Below are 21,066 nucleotides of genomic sequence, written 5' to 3'. Positions count from 1 at the left end.
AATTGGTTCACGACCTCTGAATCTGTTATACGACCTGCTTATTGCAGCGGCCATAGCTGGGGCAATCAAATTCTCCATTTCAAAATATCAACAGACCAAATCATAATGAAACATCAGATAACGCTCACTGAAAATGACTACCTCACTTTTCAGCTGTACGACTCCTCCACAAATCCAACTAAAAGAAAAGCCAGGAGAAGAGGCTATATCATTATCACCTTAGCATCGCTCCCCTTCATATTCCATGGATATCGAAATGGTTATGATTTTGCATTCTATTTCGGGATAGCTTGGTTTGTTTTGGCTGCAATGTTTGGCTCTATGTACTTTAAGTGGGCTGCAAAGAAACATTACATTGATCATGTCAGAGACGCGTATAAGAAATTGACTGATGAAAAATTTGAAATTGAAATTTCTGATGATGTGATCAGCACTGTTGAGAAAACTGGTTCAAGCACCGTCAAAATCTCAGAAATTAGTGTAGTGATTGAGGTTCCAAATCATTATCTGATAAGATTAACAACCGGACCTACTCTGATTCTCCCAAAAACGAATGCCGCATTAAATGAAGAAATATTGGCCATGATCGAGCGTCACAAGATTGATCATGAGGTGCAGCTTGACTGGAAGTGGTAATAAAAAATATGAAAATTTTAAACCTCATTACCAGCATCTTCAATGGCAAACCAAAAACTCAAAGAAAGCGAGATGATCTCAAATTTCCAATACTAACAAATAAAGAGTTTGTTTTTACTGCGTGCGGAAAGAAATACCGGCATCTATGTTTCATGTTTTTGACATCATGCATCTATGATCCAGGAGACTCTTTCCTTTATATTGTAAATCGTACGCAGGCTGACGTGTACATTATTGGCAGAAAGACTGAACTGCTCTCTAAAGACAACAACTTCGATGGGCAGGCCTTCTTAAATAGTCCACTAGCGCTCGATGATACACTGGAAGTTGCTCAAAGTGGCCCAAACGGCTGGAAAAATATTATAAAAGAAACTCAGGGAGGGAAAATCAGGCTATATGTTTTCAGTTCTGATGACCTGAAAGTTTACAAAGGTAATGACACACTTATAAAGAAGAAGAAATATAAAATGGTAACGCTCAGCAGGGAAGATCTTGACAGTTTAAATTGGGTCGTGACTTTAAGGTAGGATTACTTTGCAAGACAACCCGTATTAAGTGTATGGAACTAAAGTATCTTTTATTTCTATTACCGTATCTGATCATTCCAGTGGTTGTTTCGTATATCTTCAGGAGAGGGAGCCTTGTTTTAAGGATACTGGACGACAAAAAATACTTCCATTTGAATTTACGCATAACGACCTGCACTGCTATCATATCACGATCGGTAAACGTTTCTAAAAACTTGGTTGTGGTGGAAAATATTTCCTCTGAGCAATTGTGGACAAAGGATTATATTAGCACAACAATAATATACCTTTTCATGAAATCTCTGGTGACACTCATTTCATTGGTTCTTATGGCAATAGCCAGTTATACATTCGCCCAAAACAAAATGCAGCCACTTGATAAATTAGTTAACATTGAAGATTCGGGATGGCCGATTGTACTCGACTGGGTCAAGTCAGCGAAGAACAAGGTTGAGGTTCTGCGTGTCGATACCGTGAAAGCTAAAGAAGCACTGTTACAGACACAGGTTACAACCAGATCTCCAATGGGTGCAATAGTTTATCACTCTGGCGGGTTGCTCATAGACAACGGATGGATCAGGATACTTGGATCTGGAAATGAAAAGCTATCCAGATCACTGCCCGGTTGGAACAAGAACAAATCAAAAGATTACTTATTGATTGCAGATGATGCTGTTGGTGGATTTTTTATTTTAAACGGAGGTGGATTAGGGTCTGATTTTGGGAAGGTATATTATTTTTCACCAGATAATCTTAATTATGAACCGTTGGACCGCAGCTATTCTGAATTTCTTGATTTCTGCTTCAACGGTGATCTGGGTAAATTCTACAATGGACTGAGATGGAAAAATTGGAAAACAGACTTATCAAAACTGGGTGGTGATGAAGTTTTTAATTTTTTCCCTTTTCTTTGGACAGATGAAGGGCAAGATATTAATAAGTGCACAAGGAAAGCCATTCCGATAGAAGAGCAGTATAATCTGAATATAGATTTAAAAAAGCAATTGTAGGCGCAAGGGCAAACAGCTAGATAACGGTGTAATTGCGTACGACGATGGTTTTACCTTTCATAAATGCATCATCGGTGACGACATAGCCGGGTTGGTAACCCGATTTGAAACGCCATCAACGCCAGTCGGACACGTTGTCAACTCGACAGGACTAACGGTTTCTGAAATTTGAGCAACCTCGGTCATGCTACCTGTTTTTTTAATTGTCCGATGGATAATCTTGAGTCTTAACATCATTATTGCGGATTGCCACCATAGGTGCTATTATTCCGAATGTCTGATCTGTTTATTATATTCGTATTACAAATTAACCTCTGTATGAAATTCTTTATCACCTTCATCTTGTGTCTCCTATTGATGTCTGCCCTGCCTATTTTATGGAATCAATTTTCATTTGTTGAAGCAGGATTTCCATTCATTTACTTATTTAAGAAAACGTTTGATGCCGCAGATGGAAATGCATTAATAATTGCCTGGCGCCCCCTGAATTTACTGTATGATGTGCTTATAGCGGCGATTTTGGCATGGGCAATCAAATTCTCCATTTCAAAATATTCACAGACCAAATCTTAATGAAATATCTGCTATCGGTACTGATCCTTTCCGCATTGTTTGGTTGCAGTGCCAAAACAAATAAACAACTAGCCGATCCTCTAGAAGTCATCAAAAAAAGAGAGAAAGCATCAGGGGAAAAAGACTACGCTTATTTGGGTAAATTCCTTGGCACCATTTCCTTTGAGGTCAAGACAACCGACACTGCCAATTTCAAAGATGGTCTTATACCCTGGGCTAGTTTGGAGAAACCTGAGCATGATATCCCAGAACTTAAAGACGCACAAGAGACATTAATCAGCCAAAAAGCGGTCACTGTACTGATAGATTATCCATTGAGAAATGAATATAAGTTTGAACTCAACTCTGAAACTGGCTTTACAAGGGAGTTTCTGCTCAAAGAAATCAGCAAGGAATATTATAAAATTTATGACGAAGAGGAAGCTACGTCAACTGTAAAAACTATCCCGACAGAAAAACGAACTGAGATGTACAATCGCAACGAGACCAATGGTAAATACGGAATCTGGGGCCATGATATCGCAGACCTGGTTCTTGCAGAGATACAAGTCTATGAAACCTCAGGCAAGAAACTAGTGCTCGTTCTTGTTGTAGACTCTTGAGAGTTTAAAGCTTATGAGCAACATTGTCCGGGAAGGGATAGCCGCAAAGGTATTGTTACGAAAAAATTATTCCCATTACCATTAATTGCTCAGCTTAGTATAAGTTGCCCAAAACAATTATACTATGCTAAGTATGAATCATTACAAAGTGTTAAAAACTGAGGAAGAATACAGAATAGCGCTCAACAGGACTATTCAAATTTTTCATGCAGATTCAGGTACATCAGAATTTGAAGAACTGGAGTTATTATTACTGCTTGTTAAGGATTATGAAGACAAACATATTATAATTCCTGAATTAGATCCGATTGAGGTGATTAAACTCAAAATGGAAGAAAGAGGCTTAAAGGCAAAGGACTTAGAGCCGATAATCGGGTCTAAAGGCCATGTATCCCTTATTTTATCAGGCAAGAGAGAAGTAACATTAAAAATGGCAAGAGCATTAAGAGTATTCTTAGGAATTCCACCAGAAGTATTTTTACCAAAAGCGATTTGAAGGTAAGCTCTTCTTGAAAGCACAAAGAAGGGTACAATATTATTTCCTGAGTAAATGTTATATTCGTCTACGCAATACCCAATTAAACGCTACCATGAAGACATTTGCCAAGTACAGCACACTTTACTTCTTATTTATAGTAGCCCTATCCGGATGTAAAAAAGACGGGAAAAAGGACGAGAATACTACCAATTTTCCAATTACATTATACGCTGAAAAAGCAACCGTAGTTTCAGACACTAAAGTCTATGTTAAAGGCGGCTTGCTAAACGATCCGAAAAAAAACCAGGAGCTCATGTGGACTTATAGCCGTCATTTTAAATTAGAACAGGAGCTGCAGAATGCAGGTGAAACCTTTATGACTTTCATAGCCAAAGATAGCGTTGACTTCTTTAACAGGCATTCTCCTTATGTAATTTCCAGAAATGGCGAAATGCTTACCCTGACCTCTGCCATTGAATCCATTTCACCATTGCCAGTTCTTCAGAACCAGTTGTACCATCATGTTGCCAAATATCAGTCCATCAAAACTGAAGGTAACATAGAAATCAGCAAGGATATCAGAATTGCGTATGGCAATGGTTACAGTGAATACAAAATCCCCATGTTTGCATATGTTACATCCTCCTGGATCAATGGTCCGGTTAGCGGTTTAAACCGCAGAGGCGGCCTGGTCATTAACGAATTCAATGCCGATGTCATCAATAGAATTGGAGATAGAGATACAATTATTGTAAAAACGTATTTATTGACCGTAAAAGCCAAATAAGGCGCTATACAAACCAAGTTATTATTTTCATTCTCGCCCAGACGCTACAGAGTACGAAAGGCCTTAAAAATCGGCATTTTACTTATAATACTCCCATTCCGTGCTCAGTCGCTTCTCACCACCGGCCAATATTTCGAAGGCTTTTACCGGTTGACCGAGTTGGTTGTATTCCACACTAGACTTAAAAACTTGTCCTTCTGTTGGAGCTATCTGCTGGACTTCAGTTATATTATTCGGAGAAAAATATGCCAGCGATTGTGGGTTATGGAAATGCTTATAATACACGTTGATTTTGTCGCCATATTTATAGACAGTCGTAGAAGATCCGAAAAGAAGAGAACTGAATTCCTCTCTTAAAATATTCCCCTTATCATCAGTAACATAGTCCGTTTTGCTACGCAACACAAACTCATTAGAATTATTCATACGCTCCTCAGTACTGCTTTTTAAGAATTTTCGATCATCGTAATAATAACGGGTCCTGATATCCGGGAAACTCAGGGTTTGGTCGGGATGATCCTCGACTACTTCCACAAGCAGGCCATTTTCATTTTTCAAGGTATAAAGGTATTGCGCCAAATATTCACGAGTAAAAATATCTTCACTAAACAGCGCGACAGACACCAGTATCCCACCAGCATAGGTATAGCGAAACTGAGAGGATAAACCGCCATCAAGGATAGTTGTAGTCATGTGAAGTGTTTTGTCACTATTGTATACATATTCCGTTACCGTAGGAACCGTTCCGTATTGCTTTTCGGTTTTTAGTTTGTTTGCGAAGGGCCCTGATTGTTCAGGCACTTCTGTTTCATCAACCGGATTGTCCTTGCTACAGGCAGTCAACAATAAGACCAGTAGAATTAAACATTTGGAGAGCGTAATTTTGAAACTCATTTTATATAATAATTGTTGGTGCGAATTTAACAATTACTACCTAATAAGCGTCATGTCTGCCAGCTATGAAATAAATAATAATTTAACAACATCAATTACAACCGCAGCAACCCATCCAACTGAATGTCATCTGTCCAGTACTCCGCTCCCATAGGCCTTAAATAAAGCCAGGCCATTAGCAGTAATGAGCAACTGATGTGCCTCCAGCGGATCAACGGGTACAAAAGATTCCAGCTCACCAGGTTCCAGAACAATGTAAGCCCAGTCATCTCCATGCTTCAGCACCTCGGCAACCAAATCCCGGTCTTCAGGATTACGATAATAATCTATAGCCGGATCCCAGAAGGCGTCAGCGTAAAAGTCATTGTCGCTGGCCAGCGAGCGCATCATCATTAAACGCTGCTGGACCATGATCAGCCAATCGATAGTGACTTCTTTGATGGCAAAGTGCACCGGCTCAATATCATCGCTGTTATTTTAAGACAAGTTCTTCTTAGTTGATTCATTCATGAACTTTAACGATCTCGAGAACTACTTGACGCTCTACTCCGTCCACGATAAAGAATAAGCAGCTTATTCAATGATCTTTTATCAATTTTGTATTCATCTAACAGCAAATGTTCTGACCCCTCAGGATGATCGTAAATTAGATAATCTCTACTTCTCTTGCTATATTCCTCAGTCACCGCCTCTTCGTTACGAATCTGCTCCCATTTATAAAACGGAGTCGAGATGGTCTGTATTCCCTCATCGTTTAATATGATCTGAGGTGTGGCATTCGTAGCTTCCTTAAATTCATTGTAAGCTAAAAAGGCAGCACCTGCAGAAAGGATCACACCAATATAATAATCACCTTCCTTCAGAAAATAAACTCCTCCTGCAACCCCAGCCAGCATCATAATCATTTGAAAGAAATTCTTGACCCTTGCATAAAAAATTATAGTTTCGGCCGGTACAGATAGATCATCATGAAACTCATCTTCCAGTTTAAATTTACTTTCCAAATCATTCAATCGCTCTTTATCCACCCGGGTTCTGATCTCAGTTTTTACAAACACGCTTCCATCAGGCCAAATCAGCTTTTCCTGAATTGCACGCTTTTTCAGCTCATGAACATTACGCACATTTTGAAATGCCCAAATCCGCCATTTGGTGATCGCGATACTCCAATATAACCAACCCAAACCAGTCCCAATGACAATAGTTGCAATTGTGACTTCCAACGCTGAATACTTATCGGTTACGAGTAAATAAATACCCAGACCCATAGATCCGAAAAAAAGAAAAAGTACGGGGCAGTTTATTAAATATTTCCCTCTGGCAATAGCCTGGTCTACAGAAACAAGTGTATCCATTAATGATTGCGTTGATTTATTATTTTTATTAGTTTCTTTTAATGCTACTTAAACACATAGAAGCCGTAATTACGAATTTAGTAAAAATTCGTAATTTAGTTATTCAGATTTTGAATGACCTTAAGCTACCTACAGCTGTACCCTCATCCAGTGCTCCAGCAGGTTAGCCCGCTTTTTTAAGAAAAAAAGTAAATCTTCGAAATAGCTTTCCACACTTTCGAACTCCTGCTCACCAGGAATCCAGTTGGCCTTTAACAGAGCAGAGGATTTTGTAAGAAAACAAGAATTTCTCGTAGCTTAGAGTTTGACTCCCAAACGATCATGAATGCAAAAACGCTCTTCCTATCTATATTCCTGCTCATTGTGCTCACGTTGGGGAATTCCTCGTATGCACAAACAATACTAGTCAAGGGATTGGTCAGAGACACGATCAAAAACGTTAACGCCGGCAATGACAGAATCATGGTCATTTTAAATGACACTCTTGAAAGAGGCGCCGCAAAATTGCATGCAGCTTTAAACAAAAGGAAACCTGGAAAAAGGACCTCAGCACAAAATCAGGAGGACTCCGTTAATGTATCGCTTTGGGAAGAACTCTCTAAAGACAAGCGCTTTGTAGTCTCGCCCAATCAAGCTGGTGAATTTGAAATTCTTGCTCAACCAACTGATAGTCTAATTTTCACATCTCATCTTTTCATCACCCAAAGACACGCAGTCAAAGACCTGATCAAACAGCAAAATATCAGCATTAACTTAGAACCACTGCCTTGCGAACCTATGGTCAGGTGTGATGATAAAAATCCGACACTATATGTTTTCATTGCGGAAAAGATCGGCGCAAAATACGCTCCTCCAAACTATTGTCCGGAAAACGGGCATTCTTGGATCAGCAAGGATTCCAGGTATCAAGCGAAATACAAGATTCTTGAAAATATTTATGGGGATTATTCCAAAGATACCATAACCTTTATGGCCTTCGATCACTACGGAGAACCACCATTTTTAAATTATAAATATGTAATGTTATTTGTGAGCGAACACTGCGGCCAGTTGATTCATGAAAAGTACCAGTATTTTGATATCTACCCTACAGCTGACGGCAGATGGGCGCGCCCGGGTGACCCCTACCGATTTGACACTAATCAGCCAAAGCTTTTCAAAGCACAGAAGCTGAAGTTTAAAGAAAACCTGTCATTTGACATCGGCAACGAATACAAATCAGTCATAGCGGAAAAATACCCAAAACCATACTTCAAGATTACCAGAGACAAAGCATACCCCCTGACGGGGGTTTATAGCGAAGATTTGTTTTCTATTAAGAAGGATGGCGTTTTAAAAGCCAGGGGTTATGTATTTGGTGCCAAAGGTTCAGACAAAATGTAAAACAGTGATATATGAAAAAACTCGGCTTTAATACATTACTTGCATCGCTCATTTTACAGCTGTTAAATTCTCAATCTAAAATAATTAATTAAATTCGGCTATGAATTTGCTCTCGAAAATCAAAAAACACTGTAAGCTAAAAAGGTATTGCAAAATACTTCGGGAAGTTGATGGCAAATTTGCCAATAGCCTCGGGGGATATATTGTTGACTACACGAAAGAGTTTTTAGTCCTGCAGGAAAGTGACGACTTCCTTTTAAAAGGATTTAAAATCATTCCTTTAAATACCATTATAGAGATTCGATACAATCAAAATGATATATGCTACGACAAGATCATGCGGTCGGAGAAGGTTTGGGATAAAATTAACTATACGCACAATGTTGATTTGACAAGTTGGTCGACAATCTTTATCAGCATCCAAGAACTTGGTTTTAATGTGATTATTGAAAATGAGCATCCTAAAGAAAGTACTTTTGATATCGGGCCGATTACTAAGGTCAAGGAAAAATATGTTCGAATCAGGTACTTTAATGCTGAAGGTATACTCCGACCCAGTACGACGGAGTTTAAGTGGAAACACATAACTGTAGTCACCTTTGACGACCGCTATATCAATGTTTTTAGTAAATATTTAAAGAGGTCGGAGTAGCTATGCATCAACCTTACGAAAAAAGACGCGGACATCCAGCTGATTTTAAAGTCCGTTATCGATTCTATACCAGCCAGGAAGGTGGAAGGAAGTCCATTCCTTATCAGGGCTACCGGAAATGTAGCGATAGTGCTGTTAGTGACTTTCGTACACTATATTGATTTCTCCTACCTTATTTACCTTCTCAAAAACAGTTAACTCTTTTTCATATTTGACTAATAAAACTGCCACTCCATATCTCCGGTAGCGAAAGCGAGTAAACATCAGAACCAGTGCTGTCACCCATCCGGCAAATCCCAAGTAGTTGTTGATTGTGACCAGATAACCAAAGATAACCGACTGGACAATGGCGCTAGCTATAAGAAGTCCCAGGATGCCAATAAATATAAAATCAGAGATGCGATAATTGATTTTCATGTTATGAAGTTAGTAAAATAAAAGGTCTTTCCTTACAACCGCAGCAACCCATCCAGCCGAATATCATCCGTCCAGTACTCCGCTCCGGTATACTTGTCATAGGCCTTAAATAAAGCCAGGCCATTAGCAGTAATGAGCAGCTGATGCGCCTCCAGCGGATCAACAGGCACAAAAGATTCCAGCTCACCAGCCTCCAGGACAATGTAGGCCCAGTCTTCCCCGTACTCCAGCACCTCGGCAACCAAATCCCGGTCTTTAGGATTACGGTAATAATCTATAGCCGGATCCCAAAAGGCATCAGCGTAAAGGTCATTGTCGCTGGCCATTGAGCGGGTCATCATAAAACGCCGCTGCACCATGATCAGCCAATCGATAGTGACTTCCTTGATGGCAAAGTGTACCAGCTCAATGTCATCGCTGTTATTGGCCCTGATTAAAATATGCGATGTAGGATATGTGGCTCTTTTCATAAAATGTTTCCTTTTCCTTTCCGGTTCAATATTCCTTATCCCTGATGACCATCACATCTTCCCCGCCCCTTCTTTCCATTTTTACTACATACCGGGGGAATTCCTCGTTCAGACTTTGGTGCATAATGACGTAGAAATTGTCTGTGAGGTAAAATGGCACTACCAGCTTATAGCAGTGAAGTGATTTGAGCTTTTCCGGCTGGCGCACCTCGACGATGATCTGGTCATTGCCGCTGGTTTGTTTATCAGAAGCATCCTTGACCACGCGCAATCTCAGCGCGAGTGCAAACAGCTGGGTAATGGTGTAATTGCGCACGACGATGGTTTTGCCTTTCATAAATGCATCATCGGTGACGATATAGCCGGGCTGGTAACCGGACTTAAAGCCGGATAAATCGAATTTGTAGGGTTGATTTACAGAGCTGTTGTTTGGCTTTACCTGTAATGAGTTTTTTGATGGTTTTGTTTGCCTGGAGCAGTCCTGCTTTTCCTGCCCGTAGCAGAAGTTTAGGCACAGCACTGTCATTGCGATGAATGATGTCGTTTTGTTCATTGTTGTTTTTTTATGAGTTGTTAGTTTGATTGGTTTTTTCTGCGACTGCAACGCGCTTTCCGCTTAGTTTCTGCGAGGTTTCTGCGGTTAGCAGGTACATTTAACCGCAGGACTACCGCAGCAGTGCTGCAGGAAGTGCGCGAGAGACTACAGCAGTCATACTGCAGTAGTCATGCGATCTCCGTGAGCTTTTAAGAGTCGGCACCCTAGTCGGGCGGACAAAGAATGAGTGAGAAAAGAATGTTAATCTGTATTTCCATTATTAGCTGTTAAGCTGATATTATATGGAATCTGGGGAGGGGTGGCTTTGATATTTTCCCGGCCTGACGTTTAAGCTTAACTTTTAGTCAGAAATCTGATCTCTTGTAATTGTATTATCAGAAAACCTATAAACGCAAAAAGCGCGGAACCCCACTTACCGCCTTAGAGGCCCTGAGAGGCCTGGAAACGAATAAGCAAGGCCCACGCTTTTTACGCGTGGGCACTTTTCACTTATCCTCTCGTTTCCAATTGAAGTTCTCAGGTTTCTAAGGCGAGATTCTTAAGTGCTAAATGCTCCAATTTCTTGGATTATTTGGCAAAAATATAATATTAGCTGTTACATATCATTTTGTTTGGTGTAAATGTATACAAGAAATGGGTAGTGACTAAACTTTTAGCACAACTATTTTTCCTGTTTTATATGCTATTTAGGTTAAAAATAATTGTCTGGAATTGCTTATGTCTTGATGTATTTTCACAGCGAACCATTTATGCTCTTGTTAAAAATGATTGGACTTTGAGCAAAATAGAAAACGCCTACCATGATATAAGGACAATTTGGCCGACATTACAAAAAATGTCTAACAAATCATCAAAGTAAAAAAGCATCACATTTTAATTTTAATATTTTAACTTAGCCTTTTAACGTTATTTCGAAATTAATGACTATTGATCAACAACTTGACAAACTAATAAATGATTTACCACATATTGATTCTGAAAAAAAGTATTGGTTAATCAGAACCCAGTCCGGTAATTATTACGAAGATTTTAGAGATAATAATTTTATTGCAATCAAACCCAGCAGAATCAGCAGAATACAAATTAAGCAATTCGAGAAAAAGGCTGGAGGTGACAAGCTACAAATTTTAGAGTCTATAAAAGACTCTGTTGCCAATGAAATGATGGCCGACGATGCCTTCATTGAAGATAACAGTAGGCAGGTTAGCTTAAAGTCTAATCAAATTCATAAGTTCCTATATGATATAACAAAGGGGGACATTGTAATTATACCGTCCTCTAATTCTGAGATGATTAGCATTGGTGAAGTAGTTGAAAATAATCTAGCACTCTTCAACGATGAGGAATTTAGCAAAATTAAGTGTGATTATGAGCTTAAGAAAAAAGTTAAATGGAGAACTCACATATCTAGAAATAGTTTGGATCCAAATCTTTACAAACTATTTGTCACTCATCAGACGCTAAGTAATGTTGGAAAGTATGCTCAGATAATTGAAAGATCATTAAATGATCTATATGTGATGCAGGGTATGTCGCATATAATTCTTGATGTACGCAAAGAAACAGGAATACCTGCTAAAGATCTCTTTGGACTTGGTTACGACCTACTTCAATTATTAGATGAGTATGCTAATTACGCAAATGTGGAAGTTAACACGGAAAGTCTCGAAGTTGAAGTTAACCTGAATAGCCCCGGCAAATTGGATTTTAAATCGGGGATTAAGAAAACTACAATATTAATGGGCTTAATACTACTTGTAGCGGGAGGGGGATATGAGGACAAGGAGGGGAGATCTTTAAAAACTGAAGGTTTACCAGGCATTCTTAAATCTATCTCCGAATTTCTCAAAAACAGCGACGATATGGTTATGAAAAAAGAACTATTCCACAAATACAAAGATAGTCTCAATATAAAAACGCCGGAGGATCTCAATAAGGCCCTTAAGCAATTTAGTGATAATAAAGATTTACCCGAATAAAACAATTTCCTTATATTCAAACTTTCTTTTCATATGAGCGCCGTGCTAAACTTAATTTCAGTTACTAGTGCTTTCTTATTTGCCGTAGGGATCATTTACTGCATTTTTGATTTAACAATAGGAAAAATCAAAATATTCAATAGTTCTTTTATTTGGCATGGACTTCAAATCAAAGACTTTATCTTCTTATTTATTTCGATAATTTTGATTTTTAAATTTACGAATTTTTATAGACCATATTAATTGATATCCCAGAGTATGCATAGAGCACTATGCAACTGGTAGTTAAAGTTGGGAATGCCTATAAATTAACTGACAAGGGTATGCTGGCATACGACTCAGCTTCCACTAACGCCAATGGTTTGTTAGACGTTTGGGAGAATATTGAGTCTGAAATGTGCAAAGACTAAACTTTAGTACAACTATTAGTAGTGCGACTATTTTCTTGTTTCAGGAGTATTTCTATAAGATTCCTACTTACCTCTGTTAAGTCGCCTTGATGATAACTTTCTCCAAATACCGTGTGCTAAACTAATTTCACTTTCAGTCAAACCAAATCTTTCTTTCAAAATTATCTGATTAGTAATTTTTAGTACTTCTTCAATATCAATCTTATTGCGTATAAGATCGTCGATTTGTAAAAGTAATTGTGCGTTATCTGGGTGGTATGGAAGTAAAATTTTCTCGGCTTCATTAGGCATAAGTTCCAATACACCACCACCATGACTTCTTCCGCTTACCTCAGTGAATGCAAGAGAGAGAGAATTATAATAACTTGCTGTCAGTGCATTAATGTCATTACCCTGTTTCATGAACACACGATGCATTGTATCAGTAGTATAAGCACCTGCTTGATTAATTATCAGGCGGGGATAGAGATTGTTTCTTCTTATAAAAAGTGCATCTGAAACTTTCAAAGAAGGTACAACAAACCAATCATTTCGTATCCCTGTCTTATAACCTTTGTGAATGCCTAAACTTTCCCCATAAGCAATATATCTTACAGCTCCGTTTTTTTGATTAAGATTCCTTTTATCGGGGAATGTAAGCAAATGCGCTTTCGCTTTAGAAAATTTATTCTTCTCCCAATCTTGTTCAGTAAAAACAACACTATTAACTTGAACACTTCGGCCAACCATAGGTTTTGCGTAGTCTTGAAGACTATATTCTTCAACAGTTGTTAGTGGAACAGTGAAAAAGTGATTTGATCCTGTGGTAATGCCTACTTCAACATCGGCAAATTTGCCAAGTGTAGGTATATTCCGTCTTTTAGCTATATTCTCCAAGAAGCTTATTTCCTCTTGTTCTAAAAAATAGAACGTCCATTTATTTGTTTTAAAATCGACCTTTTTTTGAGGGCTTTTAAGTCTTGTTATATCGAGTGTTTTTAAATCACTTGCATCCTTCAATTCTATATGTTCAATATTATGATCCTTTGTCAGATTTTTCTCACAAAGTAGTAGTACTACTTCCTGTTGTATATTTGGAAAGACAAGCTTTTCAAATGAAATAATATTGATCTTATTGTAAAACTGCGCCAAAAATTTACGCAATTGCAAAGCAAATGATACTTGTAAAATCTCTGCAGGAAGGACGAAGCCAATTTTTCCACCACTATCTTTCAGTAAAAGAGATGCACCAACAACAAAAGAAACCCAAGCGTTAGTGAGTTTTGAATAGGTCAACCCTGCTTTAATGAAAATATCTCCAGCTTCAATTTGCTGTTGCCTGTCGAAAAATTGATATCTTATATAGGGCGGATTACCTACAATCAAATCGAACCGCTGTAATGTATTGTTACAGTATGCATGAAAGTCATCATTTATAACTAGCTTACTTTCCAATTCTATTTGTTCAACTTTTTTCGCCTCTGTCTCGTCAAGTTCAACCGCTACGATAGAATTATATTTTAATTTTAAATCTCTGAGTTGTTCAATAAAAACACCGTCTCCACAACTTGGCTCAAGAATATCGCAATCGGCTTTACCATTAATCCCCCATCTCAAAATAAATTCTGCTAACGGTTCAGGCGTGTAAAAACCTCCTCGTAGCTTTTCAGCTGATGCATCGGTAATAAGTTTCATTATTTGAGATTTTTTATTGTTCTTAAGTATTTTACCTTCTCCTCAGCTACTTTTAAAACTTCTGAGGCAAAGTTTTCTTCATCCATTATTTGATAAGCAACACTGTCGCTAAGAAATTCAATGGTTAATTCCTTCTCACTAACGTTATATAGGCGTGCGAATTTCTCTATAAGCAGCTTTGTAGGCTTCCTGCTATTCTTTTCAATTTTCCCAAGCATCGAAGTGTCAATACCCAAATATCCAGAAACCACGCGTAAGGTCATCTTTCTTTCTTCGCGAAGTGACTTTATTTTATTTCCGAATGTTTTTTCTATTTCCATTTTGGACAACTTCAGTCCAAATGTATGAATTGTTTTTTAGACCAAAAGAAAAATCTAAATTATTTATTCACATATGAGATTTTCCATAGTTTTAATGTTAGGAACTTAACTGATTTCCAAAATAAATTGATTTGGAACTATAGTGTCCTCATACAACTTAGCAGACTTCCCAATTAAATTAGTATGAGCAACAAGTATTTTTGCTTTACCCCAACTCAATGAAGTCATAGAGTTATTCTGCAGATAGGTTTTGGTGTTGGTCTTAGTATTATGCGAAAGACTTAAAGGAAAGACACCATGATCAGTCCCCATTATAATAATCCTAAAAAATGTTGTTGATCTTTCAATATGACTAGTCCTGGGTGCCGCGTCCAAGGCCCAAGCCAGTTTATTAAAAACTACATGCCTAAAATATGTTCTTTGATCAATTCCCAAGGTTCTGCCCTTTTTAAATAAAATCGATCCTGTTTGATTTGTATTAGATCCTGTTGGAATGGATAGATCTCTTTCGGTTAAAGGACCACTTTCCCAAAGCAGTGGCCTCGTTACGTGCATCACTGTATTGACTTTGGCTGGAATCGAGACAGTACTAATTGGTGCCACAGCATGAGCAGCAATTGGGGAAAGCATAGAAACTTTTTTTGGTTTCATAGGAAAAGCCGCTGGAACTTTTGCTGGTGTTCGCTTTGTAAGCAACACTTTCTTAGTAGCTGACGGCAATGAAGGATCTCCAGGTGAGGTTTTCTTATTGAAATTAAGGCTTCTTGTCTTTTCATCCGGGATTATTCCATCAGCATAAAAATCATCAATAACCTTAGTACTAATTTTAAAAAGATTAGGGTCAGAAAAATCAAACAGTGACTTATAATATCCTTTTAATTCATTCATTAATTTTAATCCATCCTTATCCGTTGAATCAAATTCAATCAACATCGAACTTTCTACATTGGTGAACAAACCGCCTCGAGTTAGGTTTGATGAACCAACTATAATTTTAAACTCACTATCCCCTTCAAAAAGATAAATTTTAGGATGAAATATTGGCTGCTCCTTTTGATAAAAAATATAACTATTAATATTTAGTGCAAGAATTTCCTCGAGTGCCTCTTTCGAGGTTCCTTGAAGATCAACCCCGACAACCAGAGTAATTTCTTTGAAATTAGCCTTAGAAGGATTCAAGTGGCTTGCCAATCCAAAAACACCGGATTCACTCGCAAAAGCGGAGATGCAGGTAAAAGAATTAAAATTCGATGAAGCTAAAAAACGAATTATGTGATTACCGACAGCATCGATTGATTGTTCTTCAAAGCCCTGCCCTAAAAAAGAAATTTTCATTTTATTTATTTATTTTGGCAAAATAGCCTTTGTTTATCAATGTATCTAAAATTTTTGATGATTAATTTAACGAGTCTTCGGTCAAGCATTGTTAAATTAAAATTTAGAGATATTCTATGCATTTCGCTAATTTGAATAAATCTTAGTGATAATTCTAAAAAGCAATTCTTGTCTTTCGTTAATTGTATTTCTTTTTATCATAGAATCAAATTTTTATGTACTGTAAAGCTTGATAAATCCACTATTAGTTTTTCCTCAAAGTCCCTATTCATTACATTAAATAGCATTCCTACTAAACCTTCTTTTAAATTCGTCTGGTTCGAAATTGTACATATAAGTATACTGGGCCGCACACTTACAAAAAGACAGAGGCTTTTCATGGCGCTTTAATAACGGAATATGGGAAAGCCCATTTCTATCTAGCGAATCTCCAATTACTGTACGGATATAACTACCTGCTAGCATTTCTCCACCCGATCTCAATTTTATTAAAACCGAAGGCTCATCAATATAAATAGAATGTAGAAATTTATTCAACTTGAACTCTCTTTTTGGATTACGAAAAGTAAACATAATTTGAGAGTCAAGTTTCTTGCCTGTCATATAATCTCTATTGACATCTTCAATGTTCAAATAAAATTTATCTTCCAATGTCATTTTTTTATTCCAGTAATAGGGGTTGCTCTTCATAATGAAAATATCTTTAAAGGCAGGAGACGTCAAAATGTTGACGGAAAATCGAAACAGAACGGGTCCGTAAAAATTTGACCTGCTATATATTGTATGGTGATCCGTACCATCAACGTAAATGTGATCCCAAACGTCATGTAATTTATCATGATCATCTGATTTTTGATAACTTTGATTTAAGCCATCCAAATTTACTTGATGTCTAGATAGTAAACATTTTGCATTAATAAAGGTAAGTGAAGTGGCGACCGTGTTAGCGTGATAGAGATATTCAACACCTTTTTTCTTTAGTATTCCGTATAAGGCCTTTGAAGAGAGAGCAAAATTTTCGATCATTTATTTCTTATTATGGCTTTAAACAAGTGAGTTTCACATTGCAATTAAAATTCAATCCCTTTTAACTTCTTGTATAACTTCATTGCATGCCCATCAGTCATTCTGGATACAAAATCAGAGCACACTAATAATTTCTTATAAAATGTTTCATTTACTGATTTTATTATTAATTGCGATTGCCTTGGCATTTTTAGAAGAAGCCTTTTGCTTTTATCATCCTTTGGATCTTTAATTGCAAAAACAAATGCTTCTAATAGTCCAGCCAAAACATCAAACCCTGCTAATTCAATATCTATAACAGTAGAATGGCTAAAATATTGACTAAAAGACAGCTCTTTAATTTTTTTTAATAAATCTTTAGACGGGATTTCATTTGGTAATTCTTTATCATAAACACCCCTCATAATAGCTTTATAGTTCTTCTTAAAAACCTGAACGCATTCATATATCAAAGCGTTTATAGCTTTGGCTCGCAGAGCACCCATCCTTTCACCAGAATCTTCAATCTTCTTCCAATCCTTGGTTTCGCACCTCGAGTCAGGAGTATTGACAATAATTTGATGTAAAATTGATGTTGCTTCCTTAGTCTCTACATAGCCAAGTTTATGAGCATCTTCAAAGTCTATGATGCTATAAGTAATAGAATCCGCCGCTTCCAATAAAAACGACAATGGATGCCTGCACCACGCCGGTTCATCTCCCGATTTCGAGAGTTTAAGCAGACCTAACTCTTCTGCAACAGTTGTAAATAACTCTCGTTCCTCTTGAAAATAACCAAATTTTGTTTGTGATTGCCTCGCTTCAACTTTATTCCCTAATTTATTCAGAGGGGATTTTAGTGAGGATTTTGGGTATTTAGAAAAAGCACCTAGTGTTGCAAAAGTCAATTTTAATCCACCTTTCGATCCTGAAGGATGATCGTTAGTTAATATTCTAAAACCGGCAGCATTGCCTTCGAAGTTAATAAGGTCATTTTTCTGTGCTTCACTCAAGCCTTTAACATCAGAGTCCTTTTTATACTCCTTAAAAAACTTAATGAAGAATTTACCTATACCCTTTTCACCGGAATGACCGAATGGTGGATTGCCTATATCATGAGCAAGGCAAGCAGCCGCAATGATATTTCCAAAATCATCAGAAGAAATTGCTTTCTTATCTAAATTCTCTCTCCTGATTACAAACTTACCAACAATTTTCCCTATTGATCTACCGATACTAGCAACTTCAATACTGTGGGTCAGTCGAGATCTTACAAAATCACTATCGGGTAATGGCATAACTTGAGTTTTATCTTGTAACCGTCTAAATGCCGAAGAAAAAACTATTCTATCAATATCTCTCTGGAATTCAGTGCGAGCATCAAAGTCAGTCACTTCTTTGTTATAAGATTTTGCATAAAGCCTTTTGTCAGACAATAACTTTGTCCAATTTAGTTTACTCATATTTGGTTAAATAAATATTCAACCAATCAAACCCCTACACGAAATTTGCTGTAAAAACAGATACATACCACAACGGCATCAAACCAGAAAAATTGAGGTGAGTCGAGCGTTAATAAAATCTGCCAACCTGATTAAAATCATCACGACTTACCAGATCCAGCAATGCGCTCCCTATGCGCATTTCATACAAGATTTGTTTGGTTAATTCAAATTTTAGTATAATAATTAACATTCGCAACTATTTGGTGTAAAATTTTGTCGTTCATTTTAAGAATTTTATGAACATCACCCTTCCAGCCCCCCTCTCCTTCCTCTTAAACTCCTTCCGCCCTTCCCTCGCACATCACTCTTAGTGCTCCCGTATTAACAAGGGATCACGAAGCAGTCACCACGGGATCACTAAGGGTACACAGTAGCGCCAGCCCAATTCTACAACTATACCCCTTCTTTCTTGCATCCTTTAGCGGGCTTCCCTTTTGTATGCTGCCGAGCCTCCGCAGTTGCTGTCAAAAACAGTAACAGATGCTCAAAAAGATATTTCATTCTAAAAAATTATTCTTTGGTTCATCCGTATCATCATAATCCCATCCTTTAGGATTATCGCCGTAATCATTAGGCCCGGTATCTCCATCAGCAAGCAGCATCCAGAGACCGTAAAATGGAATGATCTGAAACCAGCCGCTATTGCCGCGGTCGTGACACCTCTTGGCCCGCTGAGTGATCATAAACCACAATACCGGAAGGTAGACCATCATCACAATTGGTGAGTCCAGCACATTGTTCGGTATCTTGATGTCCATAAATTTCATGTGAATGATCATTTGATCGATTAGTCCAAATGATAACAATATGAAATAGGCCATTGAGCTGTAAATGTAATAAATCACCCAGCTCAAAGCATACTCCAGTCTGCGTATCCGGCCCTGAAATGAAAAAATGCTATTGAACATAATGAAGCGTTATTTAGTTAAATAAATATTGGAATAATAGTTTACAATTACAATCACACTTTATGTTTTAGTCATGTCAGGCACTTGCTTGGTATCTGTCAGGCTCTCCTCTTGTACTTCCTGCCATCGTCCCCACATCGCCACGAAATAGTTGAAAGGTCTTCCGGACCTACCAGGGATGATCCAACCATCATACAACGATTGTACAATGATCGTGAGGAATACCTTTCAATAAGGAAGCAGATTAGAAGCAGGATCGATTATGATTTTACGGTTTAATCGTCAAAGGCATTGGTGCTGTAACAGTGTGGGGTCCGTACGTAACCGAAATGGTGTAAACCTGACCGGGCTTGAAGACATATGGCGCATCAATAACAAAATCTCCATTTGCATTGGGGCGAAAACTTTGTGAGAAATCCCCAAGCTTCAACACAGGAGCATCACCAACATCTCGAGGGTTCATGTTATCAATATGCATGGTCACCGGCTCATTATAAAAAGCAGGATTGGGTGTAATAGATTTTATAACCGGTGGTGTAACGGTAAATTCAAAGGGCAATGCTACCGGCACGTCAATGATGTTATAGTATAATTTGACCTTTTCGCTGGGTATCGCTGCAGGAACATAAACATAACAATCATTTATTGGACCCCAGCTGACCATCGATGCGTTACCAAAAAACACATACAATTGACTACCGTAAAGAGGCAGATTGTCACCAACCAAATTAACTTTTGACCCTATGGGACCAGACTTTGGGATAATGTCTTTGATATTTGCAGCCATGAAAAATTTTGTCGTCGCGTCAACAGCAACATTTCCTACCTGAAGCTTCACGACAATCTGGTCTCCATGGCCGGCGGGGATTCCCACTGGTACACTCACTGTTAGTGCATTGTCACTTATCGTTTTAATCTGACCTGCAACATCTTCAAAAGTGACTTCTATGTCAGCAGACTTTAGACCTTTGTAATTTCCGGTAATTGTGATGACATCTCCTGTTTTGCCACCAAGCGGGCTGACTACGCCCGTTAATCCACCATCATTAAGGGAAATCGCCTTTCCAAAGTGGGTTCCATTTTTATCGGTGACATAAGCCTTTACAAATAGTTTAGCCTTTACGCCGTTTACCATTGGAAACTGAAAATCCTTAAGTATCATACTAAAGGATCCGGAAGTAATGGCATCCGCAATAGGTACTTTTAAACTATTAGACAAATCTGCTTCAGTACCAAAGACATAAACAAAACCATGATCTGAAATTTTTTGATTTTCGTCATTGATGATATTTCCTTTGAGCTCAACCAAGACAGGCGTCAGGAAAGTTAATGAAGTTGTTTCAATGCCTGCTGGAGGTATTTCTTTTTCGGGTTCCGGCTCTTTGCCTCTGTCTTTGGAGCAACCTGAAAATAATAATAGCGTGATGGCTATCATGGAGAAAACCCTGTATCCTAACCGGTATGTGCAGCCATTAGAAGAAAAAATGTTATTGAACATAATGAAGCGTTAATTTGGTTAAATAAATATTGAGATAATAGTTAAGAATTACAACCCATTTTAATTGGTGTCGTATTTTACTAAATTGCAGA

Annotated in this window: 24 protein-coding genes; 11 read left to right on the top strand and 13 right to left on the bottom strand. The window is 37.9% G+C overall.

Features of this window, described 5'->3' with window-relative positions:
* Positions 1–105: 105 nt before the first annotated feature.
* The 7 genes from QEP08_RS02575 to QEP08_RS02545 all read left to right on the top strand — a co-directional run bounded on the left by QEP08_RS02575 (position 106) and on the right by QEP08_RS02545 (position 4,613).
* The gene (locus QEP08_RS02575) at positions 106–636 is read left to right on the top strand and encodes a hypothetical protein (protein WP_285055378.1); all 531 of its coding nucleotides are present in this window, start codon (positions 106–108) and stop codon (positions 634–636) included.
* Positions 637–788: 152 nt separating this feature from the next.
* The gene (locus QEP08_RS02570; protein WP_285055375.1) at positions 789–1,163 is read left to right on the top strand and encodes a hypothetical protein; all 375 of its coding nucleotides are present in this window, start codon (positions 789–791) and stop codon (positions 1,161–1,163) included.
* 293 nt (positions 1,164–1,456) lie between these two features.
* Positions 1,457–2,173, top strand: a complete 717-nt coding sequence (locus tag QEP08_RS02565) for a DUF2625 domain-containing protein (protein ID WP_285055372.1) — start codon at positions 1,457–1,459, stop codon at positions 2,171–2,173.
* 318 nt (positions 2,174–2,491) lie between these two features.
* A complete protein-coding gene (locus QEP08_RS02560) occupies positions 2,492–2,746 on the top strand; it encodes a hypothetical protein (protein WP_285055368.1) in 255 nt (84 codons plus the stop codon).
* Positions 2,746–3,348, top strand: coding sequence for a hypothetical protein (locus QEP08_RS02555; RefSeq protein WP_285055364.1), 603 nt, complete (start codon positions 2,746–2,748; stop codon positions 3,346–3,348). Before QEP08_RS02560 ends, QEP08_RS02555 begins: the two co-directional genes overlap by 1 nt.
* A gap of 133 nt (positions 3,349–3,481) precedes the next feature.
* Positions 3,482–3,844 (top strand): helix-turn-helix domain-containing protein, encoded by a 363-nt coding sequence (locus tag QEP08_RS02550; protein WP_285055363.1) that lies wholly within the window; start codon positions 3,482–3,484, stop codon positions 3,842–3,844.
* 94 nt (positions 3,845–3,938) lie between these two features.
* Positions 3,939–4,613, top strand: coding sequence for a hypothetical protein (locus QEP08_RS02545; protein ID WP_285055360.1), 675 nt, complete (start codon positions 3,939–3,941; stop codon positions 4,611–4,613).
* A gap of 78 nt (positions 4,614–4,691) precedes the next feature.
* Here the strand turns inward: QEP08_RS02545 and QEP08_RS02540 are convergent, their stop codons facing one another.
* The 3 genes from QEP08_RS02540 to QEP08_RS02530 all read right to left on the bottom strand — a co-directional run bounded on the left by QEP08_RS02540 (position 4,692) and on the right by QEP08_RS02530 (position 6,862).
* Positions 4,692–5,456 carry a hypothetical protein gene (locus QEP08_RS02540; protein WP_285055358.1) on the bottom strand — a complete coding sequence of 255 codons (765 nt, stop codon included), beginning with the start codon at positions 5,454–5,456 and terminating at the stop codon, positions 4,692–4,694.
* A 177-nt stretch (positions 5,457–5,633) separates the two neighbouring features.
* Positions 5,634–5,960, bottom strand: coding sequence for a hypothetical protein (locus QEP08_RS02535; RefSeq protein WP_285055355.1), 327 nt, complete (start codon positions 5,958–5,960; stop codon positions 5,634–5,636).
* A gap of 62 nt (positions 5,961–6,022) precedes the next feature.
* On the bottom strand, positions 6,023–6,862 hold the full coding sequence (locus QEP08_RS02530; RefSeq protein ID WP_285055352.1) for a hypothetical protein: 840 nt from the start codon (positions 6,860–6,862) through the stop codon (positions 6,023–6,025).
* Between the two features lie 321 nt (positions 6,863–7,183).
* On the opposite strand from QEP08_RS02530, the gene QEP08_RS02525 reads away from it, so the two are divergent.
* Positions 7,184–8,245: a hypothetical protein gene (locus QEP08_RS02525; RefSeq protein WP_285055347.1), complete on the top strand. Its 1,062-nt coding sequence runs from the start codon at positions 7,184–7,186 to the stop codon at positions 8,243–8,245.
* Positions 8,246–8,345: 100 nt separating this feature from the next.
* Complete coding sequence (locus tag QEP08_RS02520; protein WP_285055345.1) at positions 8,346–8,897, top strand: hypothetical protein; 552 nt, start codon at positions 8,346–8,348, stop codon at positions 8,895–8,897.
* Positions 8,898–9,032: 135 nt separating this feature from the next.
* Here the strand turns inward: QEP08_RS02520 and QEP08_RS02515 are convergent, their stop codons facing one another.
* Genes QEP08_RS02515 through QEP08_RS02505 form a run of 3 tightly spaced genes read right to left on the bottom strand, consistent with a single transcriptional unit; the run spans position 9,033 to position 10,337 of the window.
* A complete protein-coding gene (locus QEP08_RS02515) occupies positions 9,033–9,314 on the bottom strand; it encodes a hypothetical protein (RefSeq protein WP_285055342.1) in 282 nt (93 codons plus the stop codon).
* Between the two features lie 32 nt (positions 9,315–9,346).
* Entirely contained in the window at positions 9,347–9,784 is a 438-nt protein-coding gene (locus QEP08_RS02510; protein WP_285055340.1) for a hypothetical protein, read from the bottom strand.
* Positions 9,785–9,809: 25 nt separating this feature from the next.
* The gene (locus QEP08_RS02505; RefSeq protein ID WP_285055337.1) at positions 9,810–10,337 is read right to left on the bottom strand and encodes a hypothetical protein; all 528 of its coding nucleotides are present in this window, start codon (positions 10,335–10,337) and stop codon (positions 9,810–9,812) included.
* Positions 10,338–11,260: 923 nt separating this feature from the next.
* Between QEP08_RS02505 and QEP08_RS02500 the strand changes: the two genes are divergently transcribed.
* Together QEP08_RS02500 and QEP08_RS02495 are read left to right on the top strand one after the other, a co-directional pair.
* A complete protein-coding gene (locus QEP08_RS02500) occupies positions 11,261–12,319 on the top strand; it encodes a hypothetical protein (RefSeq protein WP_285055335.1) in 1,059 nt (352 codons plus the stop codon).
* Between the two features lie 272 nt (positions 12,320–12,591).
* Positions 12,592–12,729 carry a hypothetical protein gene (locus tag QEP08_RS02495; RefSeq protein WP_285055332.1) on the top strand — a complete coding sequence of 46 codons (138 nt, stop codon included), beginning with the start codon at positions 12,592–12,594 and terminating at the stop codon, positions 12,727–12,729.
* A 63-nt stretch (positions 12,730–12,792) separates the two neighbouring features.
* Here QEP08_RS02495 and QEP08_RS02490 read toward each other — a convergent pair whose 3' ends face one another.
* The 7 genes from QEP08_RS02490 to QEP08_RS02460 form a co-directional block, all read right to left on the bottom strand.
* Entirely contained in the window at positions 12,793–14,403 is a 1,611-nt protein-coding gene (locus QEP08_RS02490) for an Eco57I restriction-modification methylase domain-containing protein (RefSeq protein WP_285055329.1), read from the bottom strand.
* Complete coding sequence (locus QEP08_RS02485) at positions 14,403–14,723, bottom strand: helix-turn-helix domain-containing protein (protein WP_285055328.1); 321 nt, start codon at positions 14,721–14,723, stop codon at positions 14,403–14,405. The genes QEP08_RS02490 and QEP08_RS02485 overlap by 1 nt, the downstream gene beginning before the upstream one ends.
* A 105-nt stretch (positions 14,724–14,828) precedes the next feature.
* A complete protein-coding gene (locus QEP08_RS02480) occupies positions 14,829–16,058 on the bottom strand; it encodes a phospholipase D family protein (RefSeq protein ID WP_285055326.1) in 1,230 nt (409 codons plus the stop codon).
* A 276-nt stretch (positions 16,059–16,334) separates the two neighbouring features.
* Positions 16,335–17,084, bottom strand: a complete 750-nt coding sequence (locus tag QEP08_RS02475; protein WP_285055324.1) for a hypothetical protein — start codon at positions 17,082–17,084, stop codon at positions 16,335–16,337.
* Between the two features lie 44 nt (positions 17,085–17,128).
* Positions 17,129–18,526: a dGTP triphosphohydrolase gene (gene dgt, locus QEP08_RS02470; RefSeq protein ID WP_285055321.1), complete on the bottom strand. Its 1,398-nt coding sequence runs from the start codon at positions 18,524–18,526 to the stop codon at positions 17,129–17,131.
* 539 nt (positions 18,527–19,065) lie between these two features.
* Positions 19,066–19,476 (bottom strand): DUF805 domain-containing protein, encoded by a 411-nt coding sequence (locus QEP08_RS02465; protein WP_285055318.1) that lies wholly within the window; start codon positions 19,474–19,476, stop codon positions 19,066–19,068.
* Positions 19,477–19,744: 268 nt separating this feature from the next.
* Entirely contained in the window at positions 19,745–20,974 is a 1,230-nt protein-coding gene (locus tag QEP08_RS02460) for an IPT/TIG domain-containing protein (protein WP_285055315.1), read from the bottom strand.
* Positions 20,975–21,066 lie beyond the last annotated feature (92 nt).

The organism is Pedobacter ginsengisoli (assembly GCF_030244015.1).
GTDB lineage: Bacteria > Bacteroidota > Bacteroidia > Sphingobacteriales > Sphingobacteriaceae > Pedobacter > Pedobacter ginsengisoli.
The sequence above is the reverse complement of the archived record's forward strand: the minus strand, read 5'-3'. Positions and strand labels throughout refer to the sequence as shown.